The 16,399-nt window shown below is 68.3% G+C and carries 13 protein-coding genes and 1 tRNA gene; 11 read left to right on the top strand and 3 right to left on the bottom strand.

Annotation, left to right across the window (positions count from 1 at the left end; translation table 11 throughout):
• Nucleotides 1-62 precede the first annotated feature (62 nt).
• Nucleotides 63-1,622 carry a polyprenol phosphomannose-dependent alpha 1,6 mannosyltransferase MptB gene (mptB, locus tag ACLN58_RS03745; RefSeq protein ID WP_415853940.1) on the top strand — a complete coding sequence of 520 codons (1,560 nt, stop codon included), beginning with the start codon at nucleotides 63-65 and terminating at the stop codon, nucleotides 1,620-1,622.
• Here mptB (ACLN58_RS03745) and ACLN58_RS03740 read toward each other — a convergent pair.
• Nucleotides 1,595-2,839, bottom strand: coding sequence for a glycosyltransferase family 87 protein (locus ACLN58_RS03740; protein WP_415853939.1), 1,245 nt, complete (start codon nucleotides 2,837-2,839; stop codon nucleotides 1,595-1,597). The genes mptB (ACLN58_RS03745) and ACLN58_RS03740 overlap by 28 nt on opposite strands.
• 233 nt (nucleotides 2,840-3,072) lie before the next feature.
• Between ACLN58_RS03740 and mptB (ACLN58_RS03735) the strand changes: the two genes are divergently transcribed.
• From mptB (ACLN58_RS03735) to ACLN58_RS03715, 5 genes are all read left to right on the top strand, one after another.
• On the top strand, nucleotides 3,073-4,605 hold the full coding sequence (gene mptB, locus ACLN58_RS03735; RefSeq protein WP_415853938.1) for a polyprenol phosphomannose-dependent alpha 1,6 mannosyltransferase MptB: 1,533 nt from the start codon (nucleotides 3,073-3,075) through the stop codon (nucleotides 4,603-4,605).
• 29 nt (nucleotides 4,606-4,634) lie between these two features.
• Nucleotides 4,635-4,707 (top strand) — tRNA-Arg (locus ACLN58_RS03730).
• 201 nt (nucleotides 4,708-4,908) lie between these two features.
• Complete coding sequence (locus ACLN58_RS03725; protein WP_415853937.1) at nucleotides 4,909-5,514, top strand: single-stranded DNA-binding protein; 606 nt, start codon at nucleotides 4,909-4,911, stop codon at nucleotides 5,512-5,514.
• A gap of 35 nt (nucleotides 5,515-5,549) precedes the next feature.
• Nucleotides 5,550-7,820: a hypothetical protein gene (locus ACLN58_RS03720; protein ID WP_415853936.1), complete on the top strand. Its 2,271-nt coding sequence runs from the start codon at nucleotides 5,550-5,552 to the stop codon at nucleotides 7,818-7,820.
• Entirely contained in the window at nucleotides 7,808-8,482 is a 675-nt protein-coding gene (locus ACLN58_RS03715) for a class F sortase (protein WP_415853935.1), read from the top strand. The genes ACLN58_RS03720 and ACLN58_RS03715 overlap by 13 nt, the downstream gene beginning before the upstream one ends.
• 9 nt (nucleotides 8,483-8,491) lie before the next feature.
• On the opposite strand, the gene ACLN58_RS03710 is transcribed toward ACLN58_RS03715, so the two are convergent.
• A complete protein-coding gene (locus tag ACLN58_RS03710; RefSeq protein ID WP_415853934.1) occupies nucleotides 8,492-9,694 on the bottom strand; it encodes a LacI family DNA-binding transcriptional regulator in 1,203 nt (400 codons plus the stop codon).
• Between the two features lie 171 nt (nucleotides 9,695-9,865).
• Here ACLN58_RS03710 and ACLN58_RS03705 point away from each other — a divergent pair, with 171 nt between their 5' ends.
• From ACLN58_RS03705 to ettA, 4 genes are all read left to right on the top strand, one after another.
• Nucleotides 9,866-11,035, top strand: coding sequence for a Gfo/Idh/MocA family protein (locus ACLN58_RS03705; RefSeq protein WP_415853933.1), 1,170 nt, complete (start codon nucleotides 9,866-9,868; stop codon nucleotides 11,033-11,035).
• Nucleotides 11,032-12,267 (top strand): dihydrodipicolinate synthase family protein, encoded by a 1,236-nt coding sequence (locus ACLN58_RS03700; protein WP_415853932.1) that lies wholly within the window; start codon nucleotides 11,032-11,034, stop codon nucleotides 12,265-12,267. The genes ACLN58_RS03705 and ACLN58_RS03700 overlap by 4 nt, the downstream gene beginning before the upstream one ends.
• Nucleotides 12,264-13,103 (top strand): sugar phosphate isomerase/epimerase family protein, encoded by an 840-nt coding sequence (locus ACLN58_RS03695; protein ID WP_415853931.1) that lies wholly within the window; start codon nucleotides 12,264-12,266, stop codon nucleotides 13,101-13,103. Before ACLN58_RS03700 ends, ACLN58_RS03695 begins: the two co-directional genes overlap by 4 nt.
• 74 nt (nucleotides 13,104-13,177) lie before the next feature.
• Nucleotides 13,178-14,860: an energy-dependent translational throttle protein EttA gene (gene ettA / locus ACLN58_RS03690; RefSeq protein ID WP_415853930.1), complete on the top strand. Its 1,683-nt coding sequence runs from the start codon at nucleotides 13,178-13,180 to the stop codon at nucleotides 14,858-14,860.
• Between the two features lie 120 nt (nucleotides 14,861-14,980).
• On the opposite strand, the gene ACLN58_RS03685 is transcribed toward ettA, so the two are convergent.
• Entirely contained in the window at nucleotides 14,981-15,871 is an 891-nt protein-coding gene (locus tag ACLN58_RS03685; RefSeq protein ID WP_415853929.1) for an acyl-CoA thioesterase, read from the bottom strand.
• An 81-nt stretch (nucleotides 15,872-15,952) separates the two neighbouring features.
• On the opposite strand from ACLN58_RS03685, the gene ACLN58_RS03680 reads away from it, so the two are divergent.
• Nucleotides 15,953-16,399, top strand: a 447-nt coding sequence (locus tag ACLN58_RS03680; protein ID WP_415853928.1) for an acyl-CoA thioesterase, incomplete at its 3' end; no start/stop codon positions are given.

Genomic DNA, 16,399 nt, shown 5'->3' with positions numbered 1-16,399 from the left:
GGTTTCCGGCCGAACCCCGATGCTAGACTGGGGCTCTCCCGCACTGATCGAAGGGGTGATTCGTGTCCACTCGGCTCTTTGGGCTTCCCGGGAGGATTCTCGAGTGGCTGAAGTCGCTGTGGACGGCCCTTCCGCCCATCGGGGTCAACCTGCCGCCGCATTGGGCGATCGCCCAGGGATTCGTCGGCTCGCTCCTCATGGTCTTCGGCTCCTTCGGAGTTGGGCGCCTCGCCGACGTTTCGCCGCTCACGAGGAACCCCTTCTTCATCTCCCTGCGCACTGAGACGTGGGGCGTCACGAGCTGCATCCTGGCACTCGTGTTCGGCGCGATGCTCATGACGCGCTCGTGGCTGCGCCTCGGCCAGCGGCTGCGCTACTGGGGGCCGGGGACCATCCGGCCCGTTGCACTCGCCGTCACTCTCTGGGGTCTGCCGCTCCTGTTCACGGTGCCCATCTACTCGCGGGACGTGTACGCGTACGTGGGCCAGGGGCGCCTCATGGCGGCCGGGATGAATCCCTACACGACCGGCATTTCGACGCTCAACAACTGGCTCGAACTCGGGACGGACCCGTCGTGGGCCACGACCCGGACGCCCTACGGCCCGTACTTCCTGTGGCTCGAGCGGTGGGTGGTGCAGTTCACCGGCGGCCAGCCGGACACCTCGGTGTTCCTGTTCCGGGTTCTCGCTCTGGTCGGCGTCGCGCTGTGCGCGTACTACGGCTTCAAGCTCGCGCGGCTCCACGGCGTCGACGGCGCCCGTGCGGTGTGGCTCTTCGTCGCGAACCCGCTGTTCCTGATCAGCTGCATTGCGAGCGCACACAACGAAGCGCTCATGATCGGTCTCGCCGTCGCTGGCGTCTACTACGCCGCCCGGGGAAACTGGCTCGCGGGGATTGTGCTCGCCACGGCGTCGATAGGCGTCAAGCCCATCACCGCCGTCGTGCTTCCGTTCATTGGGCTCCTGTGGGCCGGCCCGGGCGCCTCGTGGCTCCGCCGTTTCCTGTGCTGGGCGGCGACCGGCCTCATCAGCCTCGCGCTCTTTGCCGTCAGCTCGCTCGTCTACGGGCTCGGCTTCGGTTGGGTCAACGCAATCGTCGACCCGACGGCCGGTTTCATCGCCTACACGCCCTCGGGGTTCGCGAGCAACATCGTCGCGTCGGTCACGAGCCTGGTCGGGCTCGATGGCGGGGCGATCGCCGAGGGCTTCCGAACGGTCGTGAAGTGGATCGGTGTGGGCCTCGCGGCGTGGTTCATTCTCCGGGGCGACGACCGCAAGATCGTCCGGCGGCTGGGCCTAGCGTTCATGTTCATCGTGGTGCTCGGGCCGATCATCCAGCCGTGGTACGTCTTGTGGTTCATCCCGTTCCTGGCGGTGACCGGAATCCGGGACAACTGGGAGATCCGGCTGTGGTACCTCACGGTCGTCTTCTTCGTGGTGTTCGGGGCGCAGGACCAGCTCTACGTCTTCAAGTTCGTGGACGTCCCGATCGCGCCGGAGCTCCTTGCGGGCGTTACGGCCCTCGCGTTCCTCGCGTACCTCGTGCTGATCGACCCGAAGACGCGCCGGCTCGTGTTCGAACGGCCGGCGCGCCGTCAGGACTTGGCGTCCCGTAGCTCCTGATCGACGGCCGGCGCGCCCTTGCGCCCGAGCCGGACCAGGCGGAGGGCAGCCCACACGAACAGTGCCACGAGCAGGACGTTCCGCACCGAGAGCACGAACGCCATGATCGGGTTGTTGTGGCTCAGAGCGTCGTAGAACAGCGGGTAGACCACGAACGTCGCCGCCGCGATCGCGAGGAGCAGGCGTGCCGGGACGCGCCACGCGGCTCGGTCCTGGGCGAGGCCGAGCGCCACGACCGGGCCGAGCCAGACCATGAACTGCGGCGATCCGACCTTGTTGAAGACGATGAATGCGCTCACCATCGTGAGGGCCCCCGCGAGGAGCAGCTCGGCGCGGTCTTCGTGGCCGCGCTTCTTGCCCTGGTGGAGCGCCCAGAAGATCACGAGCGCCACCGCGAGGGCGATGAGCACGAAGAGCGGCTGCATGAGGGCCGAGGCGATGGTGCTGCCCGGGCCGTCCACCTGCATCGAGTTGATCTCGGTGTTCATGTACATGCGGGCGCCGCCGATCCCGAGCACGGACATCCAGAGCCACGGGGTGGTGAACGTGGCCTCGAGCTGCATGCCGCGGGAGCCTTGGGTCGTGAGGAAGTCGAGCAGGTGGGGGACCACCCCGAGCATCGCGGCCACTGCCGCGACCGCCGCCGTAACGACCACTCCGCCCGCGATCACCTTCCAGCGGTCACGGACGACGGCGAAGAGCGGCACGAGCGCGGCGGCCGGCCACACCTTCATCCACGTCGCGAACGCGAGGATCGCAGCGGACGCAAACGGGCTCGCGACGCCGAGGCTCAGCCCCATGAGCACGATCGGGGCCGTGACGCCGTCGACTCGTGCGAAGCCGAGCGTGCCCATGATGGCGATGAACGCGAGCCACCACCATGCGGCGCGGACACCGCTGGGCTTCTTGCCCCAGCCGCTCAGGATGCCGATGGCCACGCCGTTGAGCGCGGACGTCAGGAGGACCCACAGCAGGAGGAAGGGCCCGGGGCCCGCGAGGCCCGAGATCCAGATCGGCAGAAGGCCGGCGATCGGGTACACCCACGGAGAAGGCTGGAGATCTTGCGGGAAGCCGGCGGCGGCCCAGTCCCGGTAGATGTTCGTGTCGCTGAACGCCTGGCCCTGGAACACGAAGATCGACATGAACACGAGGTAGCCGAGGTGGACCACGAGGAAGCCCGTGAGGAGGCCCCGCGGCGTCAGGAGCCACCGCTTCACCTCGCTCCGCTTGGCCTTGTCGGTGTGGTCCGCGGGGCGGGGGGTCTCGATGGAAATGGCGGTCTCCTCGGCGTCTCACGGGCCGCGAAAGGCATGCGCGACCGCCGGCCAGTCTATCAGCGGGCATCGGGCGAGGGTCCGTTCACCCCCGGCTGATAGCATCGATTGGACGTCACGCCAAGGGTTCAGCGCGCTGCCGCTGCCTGGTGAACTTCGCGACAGTAGGGACTCCGATGCCTCAGCCCCGGGCTGGCAGCCGCCTGAGCGCCTTCAGCGACGCCCGGACGATCGCCGACCTGCCCGGCGGCGGCCGCGTTGCCGTGTGGCAGGGTGCCGTCGCGTCGCTGTGCATGGCCGTGGGCGGGCTCGGCGTGGGCTGGATGGCGAGCGGCTCGTCCCTCATCCGCGTCCCGTTCTTCATCGTGCTGCGGGACAACCCCGTCCTCGTCGTCATCTGCACCGTGCTCGTGGTTTTCGGAGGGCTCCTCCTCGTGCGAGCGTGGCTTCGGCTCGGACAGCGGGTGGGGGAGTGGGGCGCCGTCGCCCCCGCCGTCCTGTGCCGCATCGCAGCCCTCTGGTGCGGGCCGCTGCTCGTCACGTTCCCCCTCTTCAGCCGCGACGTGTACGCCTACATCGGGCAGGGCCGGCTCATGCTTGCTGGCCTCGACCCGTACGTCAACGGAATCTCGGCGCTGAACAACTATCACAACCTGGGTCCCGACTCGCTGTGGACCGAGGCGCCGACGCCGTACGGGCCGTTGTTCCTGTGGATCGAGCAGGGCGTCGTGTGGCTCACGGGCGGAAACCTCGAAGCCGCCATCGTCCTGTTCCGCCTCGCGGCAGGGGCGGGAATCGCGCTGTGCGCCGTCGCCGTGATCGGGCTCGCGCGGCACTACAAGCTCGACCCCTCGCGGACCCTGTGGCTCACGGTCGTGAATCCGCTGTTCGTCATCAACTTCATCGCGAGCATCCACAACGATGCGCTCATGCTGGGGCTCCTGCTCGTGGGGCTCCTCACCGCCGTGCGGGGGAGGCCGATCGTCGCCGTCGTCCTCGTGACGCTCTCGATCGGGATCAAGCCCATCACCCTCATCGCCCTCCCGTTCATCGGGCTCATCTGGGCGGGAAAGCGCGCCGGGTGGGGCCGGAAGATTGCCTGCTGGGCTGCGACCGCGGCGATCTCCGGCGGCCTCCTCACGTTGGCGGGTGCGGTCACCGGATTCTGGTTCGGCTGGCTCCCGGCCATGACGACGTCGGGCACGGTCTGGATTTGGTTCGCGCCCTTCGGCCTGCTCGCGGCGGCGGCGGGGGCGCTCGTGCAGCTCTTCAACGGGCCGGGCGACGTCGTCGCGGAGGTCGTCAAGGCGGTCGGCCGGGTCGTGGGGATCGTCGTCGCGGCGTGGTTCGTGATCAAGGGCAGCAGCGAGCGCATCATGCTGCGGATGGCGTTCGCGTTCACGGCCGTTGTCGCGACGGCCGCCATGATCCAGCCGTGGTACGTCACGTGGCTCATGGCATTTTTCGCTCTTGTGGGCCTCTCCGAGGGGCGTCATCTGCGCATCTACTACGTTGCGACGCTGTTCTTCACGGTGATTGCTCTGACCGACCAGCTCGACGTCTTCGAGTGGATCCCGATCGTGGTCGTGCGGGCCGTCGCGATCGTGCTGAGCCTCGCGTTTGTCGCGTACATGATGCTGTGGGACTGGAAGACGAGGGTGCTCTTCGCGCCGGGCGCTGCAATCGGCCGCGCGCGGGCGGCGCGATAGACTGGCGAGGCAAGCTGCGCGCTGCGCCCGCCCCAGTAGCTCAGCGGATAGAGCAGGGGCCTTCTAATCCTCTGGTCGGGGGTTCGACTCCCTCCTGGGGCGCATTGTGCGATCAGACCCCCGGTCCTTTTGGGCCGGGGGTTTTCTACATCGCCCCTCCGTTTGTCCTCCCCAAAAACCCGGCTCGGCGGGTTGTCCACATGGGGCCGTGGGCCGATGTTCGCGGTCCCTGAGGCGCCTGACGCTGGAGATACCCGAGGGTGCTGCCCATGACGGGGTCACCGAGAAAAGAGGGAGTCAGCGTTGAGCGAGATCATCACGGTGCGGGGGTTTGTCGCGACAGACCCTAGGACCAATACGACGAACGGCGGGGACATCGTCTCGAGCTTCCGGCTCGCGGCGACCGACCGTCGATTCGACAGAGAGGCCAACGTGTGGGTCGACGGCCACACGAATTGGTTCACAGTCGTGGGCTTCCGGCAGCTCGCGAGCAACATGTGCGGGAGTCTCAAGAAGGGCCACCGCGTGATCGTCGTGGGTCGGCTCAAGCTCAAGCAGTGGGAACGGGACGGCCGGATCTATCACTCGGCCGAGGTCGAGGCTGAGTCGGTGGGTCACGACCTCTTCTGGGGGTCCGCGAAATTCGCGCGCAATCCGCAGGAACCGCCGCGCGCCGACGGGGCCGCTCAGCGGGTCGCGGTCGAGGGTGTCGGAGTCGTGGACGTGCAGACCGGCGAAGTGCCGTCCGAGGGCTACGACGACGTGAAGGCAGGCGAGGCCCTTGCGATTCCGGACTCCGAGGGCTCGGCGGAGGAGGAGCCCCTCGCCGAAGCGACGGGCGGGAGACTGCCGAAGAGTCCTGGGAGTCCGACCGGCCACTCCACCGACACTGAGCTGGTTTCGGCGTGATGCGACACCGACCCCGCACCGCGAAACCGGGCCCCGTGCGGCGGACTGCCGCGGCGCTCGCCGCCGTCGTCGTCGGCCTACTCGCCCTGCCTGCCCCAGCTCATGCGTCCTCGCCCGCGGCGTACGACTACGCCTACCCCGGCGGCTCGATTCCCTCGGGAGAGACCGGGGCGGCCAGCGGGCTGACGTACACCGACACGGGCCCGCAGGGATCGGTGTTCAACGCCTCCCTCGGCAGCATGTGGATCGAGGACCCCATATCGGGAAGCCCACTGCGAACGTTCTGCTCGCTGTACGGAACGGCGTTCGGAGCGCAGGGCCCGTGGACCGAGGAGGCCCTCACGTCACAGTCGGCGGCTCGCGTGGCGTGGGCGATATCCGCCTTCTCCGGGCGAAGCCCGTCCGGGGATGCCGCCGTGCAGGACCTCATCCACGTGTTCTTCACGAACACCCAGGACCGGGTCTTGAAGATCCTCAACGCGACGCCTTCCGGGGCCGCCACCCTCGCCGAGGCGCAGCGGATGTGGGAGGCCTCCGCCCCCTACACCGGCTCATATCGCACCTCGCCAGCCATCCAACCGGGAGCCGCGGGGGCCGGAACGGTATCGAACACCCAGATCGCGAGCGCCACGGGCACCATCTCGGTCCCCATCGAGCTCACGCTCGCCGGCAACGCCGTCTTCGATTCCACGGGAACTCAGACGTACGCCGGGACGTCGGGCGACACGCCGTCATTCCATGCGGTGAACGGCGGGGGCCGCGTCTCGGTCACTGAAACTAGCGCATCCATCAGCTCGACGCTCCGCCAGTTCTCGAGTCCCGGAAACCAGACCCAGCTCACAGCGGCCGCTCCCGCGATCGTGTCCGGCACCGCGAAGGAGGTTGAGATCTGGGGCAGTTTTCAGCCTCAGGCAGGATCGACCGCACCGCAGTACGTGAACGTGGGAGGCATGCTCACGGATACGCTCCACATCACCACCGCCAAGGGTGGCAACGATTGGATTCCTGGCGTTGGGGCGCGCTTCGACGTGGAGTGGCTCTACTACCCGAGCAAGCAGCAACCCGACACAGCCGTCCCCGAGGGCGCAACGAGCCTTGGCGTGGGAACGGCCATTGCCGAAAGGCCGGGAGACCTCATCGTGAGAGGGCCAAGAGCGGACAAGGCCGGCTACTACTATCCGGTCGTCAGGTTTGCCCTTGCCCATCAGCCCGCGGACCAACAGCACTACTTCACAGGGGACTGGGCAGCGGGATTCAGCGACCCGGGCGAACAGTCGGTCGTGAGGTACAGCCCTCAGGTCCTGACGAAGACCAGCGCGATCAGCGAGGGCCTGATCGCCGACACCCTGACCGTCACGGGCATCCACGCGAACCAGAAGCTCAACGTCGTCTCCGAGCTGATCCTCACGAGCGAATGCGCCGCTGGTGGGGGAGCCGACAAGGCCCCGGCCGACGCACAGCTCATCCGTGCGATCACGACCCAGGTCACGGGCAACGGCACCGTGACGACCGAGGCAGTGGCCGTGCCCTGGGCGAAGATCGTCAACCTGTGGGCAGAGGGCAAGAGCGCTTGCTTGAGCTGGCGCGAGAGCATCGAACCCACAGAAAGCACCGAGGCATGGAACGGGAAATACCTCGACCCCGCCGAGACCGTAGTGCTCGAGAAGCCGGCTATCACGACTCAAGCCTCCAGTCACGGAACGGTACCGCTCGAGTCCCATGACACGGGCAAGGTCTCCGGCACCATTCCATCGGGCCACGGCGTGCAGACACAGACGAAGGTCGATCAGTTCAAGTTCGATGACTCGACCGACGGGTCCGCTCAGGCTGTTTGCGTCAACCCGTCCTATGCGTCCGGCTGGTTGGACGTGCCGCCTGGCACCACCACGGTGACATATCCGACGCACACGATCGACCATGCCGGCACCTATGGGTACGTCGAGACACTCAAGATCACGGTTGATGGAAAAGACACCTTCGTGCATCAGGGCACGTGCGGTGCAAAGGCCGAAACCGTCATCGCGACTGCCGCGGGGCAGCCAGTGGCGGAGCAGTCGATGGCGCCGCCAGCACAGCCAGTGGCGGAGCAGCCTGCGCCGTCGCCAGCCTTGGCCGCGCCCGTCGTCAACGCCGGCAACCTCCCGCCGACGTCCGGGCCCTCCGACGCGCTGCCGGGCGGACCGTTCGTGCCGCTGGCGGCTGCCGGTGCACTCGCCGTCGTCATCGCCGCTTGCATCGGTGGGATGACCGCGATCCACCGCCGACGTGGGGTGGACATGCGAGCTGGCAGCCGGTGCGCCGAGTAAGAAGCACCAGAGCGCCGCGACGCTGGCACCCCACCGGCGTCGCGGCGTGTCTCGGGGCCCTCGGCCTGACCCTCATCGCTCTCGCGTTCGTCGGTCCCGGGCCGGTTCACGAACAGACCGTCGGAGGTTCTGAGGCCGCCGGGGCAGATTCGGGCCGGTCCATTCGCGGCGCAGCGCCGGCCGATCGGGGTCGGTCCGAACCTGACCCGGCACCAACCTCCTCGCGGATCGAGATTCCCGACCTTGGGCTCCGCGTCCCGATCGTTGAGACCACCGACAGGGACGGCTATCTGGTCCTCCCAGACGCACCACAGATCGCGCACTACGTCCGCGGCGCCCCGCTCGGGGCAGCACAGGGATCGACTGTTCTTGCGGGCCACGTCAACTTTGCCGACGGCGCTCTTGCGCCGTTGGCGGGGCTGGCCCGTATCCCCGTCGACGCGGCGGTCTATCTCACCGATTCGGACGGCAACACTCGCCGATACAGGGTCACTGGGCTCGAGACCTACCCTAAGGCGGGCCTCTCGCCGAGCATTTTCGACCTGGCGGGTCCCGCGAGACTCGTTCTGATCACGTGTGATCAGAACAGCCCCATCGTCTCGGTCGGCGGCGTGGTCCAATACGCGAGCAACACCGTGGCCACGGCCGTTCCTTGGCCGTAGATGCCCGGGTTAGGCGGGCTTCCTCCCGGTGCTTTCGCGAAGGATCACGCTCCCCGCCGTTGGCCCGTGGCCTCCGGTCGTCAGGGCTGCTTCAGCTGCTGTTCGTCCAATGTCCTCGAGGGGCAGGCGGACGGTCGTGAGGCCCGGGAAGAAGTCCTCGAGGGTGTTGATGTCGTCGAAACCGGCGACTGAGTAGTCCGCAGGGGCCTCGAGTCCCTGCTGCCGCAGCGCGGCAACGACTCCCATGGCCATGCGGTCGTTGACGGCGAAGATGCAAAGCGCCGAACCCTCCGCTGCGGCACCCCGGACGGCGGACTCGAGCGAAAGCCCTGCCTTGAAGCCACCCTCCCGATTGAACCCCGCGCGCGTGACCTCCGCGGGCCCGAGCCCGCCCTCCGCGAGTCCTCGTTGGAACCCGGCGAGGCGGAGGTCGGACGTCATGAGGCCCTCTGGGCCGGCAACGACGGCAAACCGCGTGTGTCCTTGTCGCGACAGGGCGCGCGCGAGGTCGAAGGCGAGGCTCTCGTTGGGAATGTCGACGACGAGGTGGGGCGACGCGCCAGCGGCCGTTGCGATCGTCGCCTCGCCGTGCTGCTCCTGGGATGTGGCGGGCCCTGTAGCATCACCGGGTCCTGTGGCACCGCCGGGTCCTGCCGCATCCCACGGTCCTGCCTCTCCGCCGGGCCCCGCCGCACGGAGCGCCCCGCGGCCGGGCCGGTTGTCGATGAGGTCGTGGCCCACGAGGACCAATCGTCCGCCGTTCGCGAGGTACCGCTCCGATTCACGCAGGAGCGCGGCGTTGTCGTCGGCATCTTCGGGCCGCGCAGAGCGGCTACCGGCTAGGACGATCGCGTCCGTGCGCCGGGATGTAAACGCCTCGACGGCGAGACGCTCCTCGGCCGGAGTGCCCTCGGTGCAGATGAGCAGGAGGGTCTTGCCCAGCTCGCGGGCGGCGGACTGGACCCCTCGGGCGATCGACGAGAAGTAGGGGTCAGCGATGTCGTGCACGATGAGTCCGAGGAGCCCCGAACTCGAACGGGCCAGGGCCTGGGCTTGGGCGTTGGCGATGTATCCGAGGGCGTCCGCGGCGGCGCGTACCCGGTCCGCGATGTCCGCGCCCGGCGTCCTGCTCGAACCGTTCAGGACTCGAGACGCGGTGGCCGGGGACACGCCAGCGGCTCGTGCGACTTCGCTCAGTGTCACGGCTGCCATAGGGTCTCCTCCCGTTCTTTGGCCAGATTATGGCACCGGAAGGGCCTTTGGGGGAATGCGCTTGCCAATCCAGAGTGTTGTGTCGCACACTGGACCCACGGAATGCGCTTTCCGAGATGCGAAGCGCCACCACTCGCTCCGGTACGCCGGAGTCTACGCAAGGAGGCGGCAGTGGCCACCGAAACGAGAACCCTCAGAATCGCCATGAACGGCATCACCGGCCGGATGGGCTACCGTCAGCATCTGCTGCGGTCCATCCTGCCGATTCGAGATTCCGGTGGGCTCCTCCTCGACGACGGGAGCCGCGTGCAGGTCGAGCCAATTCTCGTGGGCCGCAATGAGGCCAAGCTCCGCGAGCTGGCCGAGCTGCACAAGGTCTCCGAGTGGTCGACCGACCTCGACGCGCTCATCGCAGACCCAACGGTGGATATTGTTTTCGACGCGTCGATGACGAGCCTCCGGGCCGAGACGCTGCGCAAGGCCATGCGGGCCGGCAAGCACATCTTCACGGAGAAGCCGACCGCCGAGACCCTCGAGGAGGCCGTCGAGCTTGCGCGAATCGGGCGCGACACCGGGGTGACGGCGGGCGTTGTCCACGACAAGCTCTACCTTCCCGGCCTCGTGAAGCTCCGCCGCCTCGTCGATGAGGGCTTCTTCGGTCGTATCCTCTCAATCCGCGGCGAGTTCGGCTACTGGGTCTTCGAGGGTGACGTCCAGCCGGCCCAGCGCCCGTCGTGGAACTACCGCAAGGAAGACGGCGGCGGCATGACCACGGACATGTTCTGCCACTGGAACTACGTCCTCGAAGGCATCATCGGCAAGGTCAAGAGTGTCAACGCGCTCACGGCGACGCACATCCCGGCGCGCTGGGACGAGGGCGGGCGGGAGTACGAGGCCACCGCGGACGATGCCGCGTATGGCATCTTCGAGCTCGAGACCCCGGGCGGGGATCCCGTGGTCGGCCAGATCAACTCCTCGTGGGCCGTGCGCGTCTACCGCGACGAGCTCGTCGAGTTCCAAGTCGACGGCACCCACGGTTCCGCCGTGGCTGGCCTGACCAAGTGCGTGGCGCAGCACCGCGCGCACACGCCCAAGCCGGTGTGGAACCCGGACCTGCCCGTGACCGAGTCCTTCCGCGACCAGTGGCAGGACGTCCCGGCCAACCGCGAGCTCGACAACGGCTTCAAGCTCCAGTGGGAGGAGTTCCTGCGCGACGTCCTCGCTGGGCGCGAGCACCGCTATGGCCTGCTCTCCGCGGCGCGCGGCGTCCAGCTCGCGGAGCTCGGCCTCCAGTCGAACGCCGAGCGCCGCACGCTCGAGATCCCGGAGATCGTCCTGTGACCGCGACCGTCACCTCGACTCTGAGCGTCACCCTTCCAACGTCCGACGGCGGCACGCGGCCCTACGAGCTCGCCCCGGCACGCGCGTGGTCTCGCCCGGAGGCGCCGTTCGCGTCTCGCAAGGCCTACGCCGCCGCCCACGTCATTCCGGCTGTCGGAGCGGACAACACGCCGGGCGCTCCCGCATCTCTCGACTGGGACCGCACGCTCGCGTTCCGGCACGAGCTCTGGTCCTACGGCCTGGGCGTCGCGGACGCGATGGACACCGCGCAGCGTGGCATGGGCCTGGACTGGGCCGCGACCCGCGAGCTCATCCGCCGCGTTGGGGCGGAGGCGAGGGCGGTCTCCGCGTCGGGCCGAGGCGCCACGGCGGGCCTTTCGGTGCGGGATCTCGTCGCGTGCGGCGCTGGAACCGACCAGCTCGAGCTCGCCGACGTGCCGGTGGGCGCGGAGGGCGTTCGTCGCGCCTTCGACGCGTACCGCGAGCAGCTCGCCACGGTCGAGGATGCCGGCCCCAAGGCCATCCTCATGGCCTCTCGCGCGCTCGCCAAGGCGGCCTCGGGCCCTGACGACTATCTCCGCGTGTACTCCGCCCTCCTCCGCGAGGCGCGCGAGCCGGTGGTTCTGCACTGGCTCGGCACGATGTTCGACCCGGCCCTCAAGGGTTACTGGGGGAGCGAGGACATCGCCACGGCTACCGGCACGTTCCTGGACCTCATCCGCGCGCACGCGGACAAGATCGACGGCGTGAAGGTCTCGCTCCTGGACGCCGAGCACGAGAAGGCTCTCCGCGCGGCGCTCCCGGAAGGGGTACGCCTCTACACGGGGGACGACTTCAACTACCCGGAGCTCATCGCGGGCGACGGCGAGCGTCACTCCGACGCGCTCCTGGGCATCTTCGCGGCGATCTATCCCGCGGCCTCGGCGGCGCTCCAGGCGTTCGACGCCGGCCAGTCAGCCGAGGCGCGGAGCGCCCTCGACGCGACCCGCGAGCTCGGGCTGCACATCTTCAGCGCGCCGACCTTCTACTACAAGACCGGCATCGCGTTCCTCGCGTGGCTCAACGGGCACCAGCCCGGCTTCCAGATGGTGGGCGGCCTGCAGTCCGGGAGGTCTGTGCCCCATCTGGCCCGGACCTTCGAGCTCGCCGATCGGGCGGGCCTGCTCCTCGACCCGGCGCTCGCGGCGTCCCGCATGGCCGAGTTCCTGAACGTGAACGGGGTGGCTCAGTGACCGACTTCTCGCGTCTGTCGCTCAACAGCGCGACCACCAAGCGCTGGACACTCCGCGAGGTCGTGGATGGCTGCGTTCGCGCGGGCATCCCCTCGATAGGGCCTTGGCGGGATCGCGTGCACGAGGCGGGGCTCGCCGAGGCCGCCCGGATGATCAAGGACGCGGGCCTCGAGGTTTCGTCGCTGTGCCGAGGCGGCTTCCTCACGGCCGCCGACGCAGAGGGTCAAGCCGCGGCCCTCGCGGACAACCGCGAGGCGATTCTCGAGGCTAAGGCGCTCGGGACACGAGACCTCTACCTCGTGGTCGGCGGATTGCCCGCCGGCGATCGCGACGTCGTCGCGGCCCGCGCGCGCATCTCCGACCGGCTGGCCGAGCTTGTGCCGTTCGCGCGCGAGCACGGCGTGCGCCTGCTGCTCGAGCCGCTTCATCCGATGTACGCGGCTGACCGTGCGCTCGTCTCGACGCTCGGCCAGGCCCTCGACCTCGCTGCGCCGTTCGACCCCGCGGACGTGGCCGTCGCCGTCGACACGTTCCACGTCTGGTGGGATCCCGCGCTGAGGGAGCAGATCGCGCGCGCCGGGCGAGAAGGGCGCCTCGCGTCGTACCAGGTGTGCGACTTCAACCTGCCCATCGCGGTGGATGCCCTTCTCTCGCGCGGCATGATGGGCGACGGCGTGATCGACTTCACGACGATCACCTCGTGGGTCCGCGATGCGGGCTATACGGGGCCGATCGAGGTCGAGATCTTCAATCAGGAGATCTGGGACGCGGACGGTGACAAGACCCTGGCCACGATGAAGGAGCGGTTCGCCGAACTTGTGCTTCCGTACGCGTGATCCGCGGCCCTTTCGGGCCTTGGGCGAGGCGTAGCGATGTGAGTTCCCCGTGACGAGCCGATAGATTAAACACCATGGCGGAATTCATCTACACCATGACCAAGGCCCGAAAGGCCGTGGGCGACAAGGTGATCCTTGACGACGTGAGCATGTCGTTCTTCCCCGGCGCCAAGATCGGCGTCGTGGGCCCGAACGGCGCGGGAAAGTCGACGATTCTCAAGATCATGGCGGGGCTCGACACCCCGTCCAACGGTGAGGCCCGGCTCTCCCCGGGATACAGCGTCGGCATTCTGCTCCAGGAACCGCCGCTCAACGAGGAGAAGACAGTCCTCGGCAACGTCCAGGAGGGCGTGGCGGAGATTCACGCCAAGCTCGAGCGCTTCAACGCGATCTCGGAAGAGATGGCGAGCCCGGACGCGGACTACGACTCTCTCCTCGAGGAGATGGGCAAGCTCCAGGAGGCCATCGACGCGGCCGACGCCTGGGATCTCGATTCCCAGCTCGAGCAGGCCATGGACGCGCTCCGGTGCCCGCCCCCCGAGGCCGATGTCCGCGTCCTCTCCGGTGGTGAGCGCCGCCGCGTCGCGCTCTGCAAGCTCCTCCTGCAGAAGCCGGACCTCCTCCTCCTCGACGAGCCGACCAACCACTTGGACGCCGAGAGCGTTCAATGGCTCGAGCAGCACCTCGCGAAGTACCACGGCGCCGTCCTCGCCGTGACCCACGACCGCTACTTCCTCGACCACGTCGCGCAGTGGATCTGTGAGGTCGACCGCGGCCGCCTCTACCCGTACGAGGGCAACTACTCGACGTATCTCGAGAAGAAGCGCGCTCGCCTCGAGGTACAGGGCAAGAAGGACGCCAAGCTCGCGAAGCGCCTCGCCGAGGAGCTCGAGTGGGTCCGCTCGAACGCGAAGGGCCGCCAGACCAAGTCGAAGGCCCGTCTGGCCAAGTACGAGGAGATGGCTGCCGAGGCCGAGCGGACGCGCAAGCTTGACTTCGAAGAAATCCAGATCCCGCCGGGGCCGCGGCTCGGGCAACTCGTCATCGAGGCCTCGAACCTCCGCAAGGGCTTCGGCGACCGCGTGCTCATCGACGGGCTCTCGTTCTCGCTGCCCCGCAACGGCATCGTCGGGGTCATCGGTCCGAACGGCGTGGGCAAGACCACGCTGTTCAAGACGATCGTGGGCATGGAGTCGCTGGACGGCGGCGACCTCAAGGTCGGCGACTCCGTCAAGATCTCCTACGTCGACCAGAGCCGCGGCGGCATCGACCCGAACAAGACGCTCTGGGAGGTCGTCTCGGACGGGCTCGACCACATTCAGGTCGGCCAGGTCGAGATGCCGTCCCGCGCGTACGTCTCGGCGTTCGGCTTCAAGGGCCCGGACCAGCAGAAGAAGGCCGGCGTCCTCTCCGGTGGCGAGCGCAACCGCCTGAACCTCGCGCTCACGCTCAAGCAGGGCGGCAACCTCCTCCTCCTCGACGAGCCGACCAACGACCTCGACGTCGAGACCCTCTCGAGCCTCGAGAACGCGCTCCTCGAGTTCCCTGGCTGCGCCGTCGTGGTCTCCCACGACCGCTGGTTCCTGGACCGCGTCGCGACCCACATCCTCGCCTACGAGGGAACGGACGAGGACGAATCGAAGTGGTACTGGTTCGAAGGCAACTTCGAGGCGTACGAGGAGAACAAGATCGAGCGCCTCGGCCCCGACGCGGCTGCGCCCCACCGCGTGACCCACCGCAAGCTCACGCGCGACTGACGCGTGCGCTCGCGCGGTCGCCTGGGTGCGACCGGTGCGAGGGCGGCAAACGAACGACGGCGGAGGCCGGCTCCCGCGCTGGAGCCGGCCTCCGCCGTCGTCCGGGCAAGCGCCGGAGGGCTAGGGGAGCGGGAGGCGGATCATTCCCTCCTGGCCTACGGTCGCGACGTGCGAGCCGTCGCGCGTGAAGATCCGCCCGACGCCCAGCCCCCGGGCGCCGTGCGCGCTCGGCGATTCCTGGACGTACAGGAGCCAGTCGTCCACGCGAACCGGCCGGTGCCACCACATCGCGTGGTCGAGGCTCGCGACGTTCATGTCCGGGGTGATCCAGCTGATCCCATGCCGGCGGAGGATCGGCTCGAGCAGCGTGTAGTCGCTCGCGTACGCGAGGGCTGCGCGGTGCAGCCGCTCGTCGTCGGGCATGGGGCCGAACGTCTTCATCCACACCGCGTTCCGGGCCACCTGCTCGCCGGTCGCGGACACGTAGAGCGCCGAATCGACGTGCCGCACGTCGAACGGCCGGTCGAATGCCCAGTACTGGGCGATCGGATGGTCGATGTTGCCAAGCAGGTCGGCGGTGCTCGGCAGCGATTCAGGGTCCGGAACGTCGTGCGGCATGTCCGTCTGGTGGTCGATGCCTACCGAATCCGTCTGGAACGAGGCGGTCATCGAGAGGATGGGCTTGCCGTCCTGATAGGCGTGCACCTGGCGCGCCGAGAATGACCGCCCGTCGCGCAGCCGCTCGACGCTGAACGTGATCGACTTGTCCGCGTCGCCGGCACGCAGGAAGTAGCCGTGCATCGAGTGGACGGTCCTGTCGGACGGGACCGTGCGCGACGCGGCCATCAGACTCTGGGCGAGGACCTGCCCGCCGAAGACGCGGTGCCGCGGCTGGCGCTCGCTGGGCCCAACGAAAATGTCCTTGTCGGTCCGGGCTCCGCCCAGATCGTCGAGATCGAGCAGGGTGAGCAGGGTGTCCGTGGGGCCGGTCTGGCGGGCGGGCGACGTCATGGCACGACACTAAACTCGCCGGTAGCCTTGCAACAAGCCGTGCGGTTCGCGGCGGTTCGGAGCGTGCGCGAAGATGGGGACATGCCCTCGGCCTATCAGTTCCCGCTCCACTTGCGCTTCGGCGACGTCGATTCGTATGGGCACGTGAACAACGTGCGCTTCCTCCAATTCCTCGAGGACGCGCGCGTGCACTGGCTGCGGGAACCCCTTTGGGCTGGGGAGGGCGGGGCCGGAGCGGGCGGGGCGCGCGACGGCGTGTGCCCCACGATGTTCGACTCCGTGACCTCGGAGAACTTCACGCTCGTGGGCCGGCACGAGATCGAGTATCTCGCGCCACTCATGTTCCGCCCCACGCCCATCGCCGTGAACCTGTGGGTCACGCGGGTGGGTGGCTCGAGCTTCGATCTGGGCTATTCGGTCGCTGAGCCGGACGGAAGCGCCCTCTACGCCTATGCATCGACGTCCATGGTGCTCGTGAGCCGCTCGACGGGCCGTCCCGTCCGGCTCCCGGACGCGCTGCGCGCGGCG

This window comes from Sinomonas sp. G460-2 (assembly GCF_047759905.1).
Taxonomy (GTDB): Bacteria; Actinomycetota; Actinomycetes; order Actinomycetales; family Micrococcaceae; genus Sinomonas.
The sequence above is the reverse complement of the archived record's forward strand: the minus strand, read 5'-3'. Positions and strand labels throughout refer to the sequence as shown.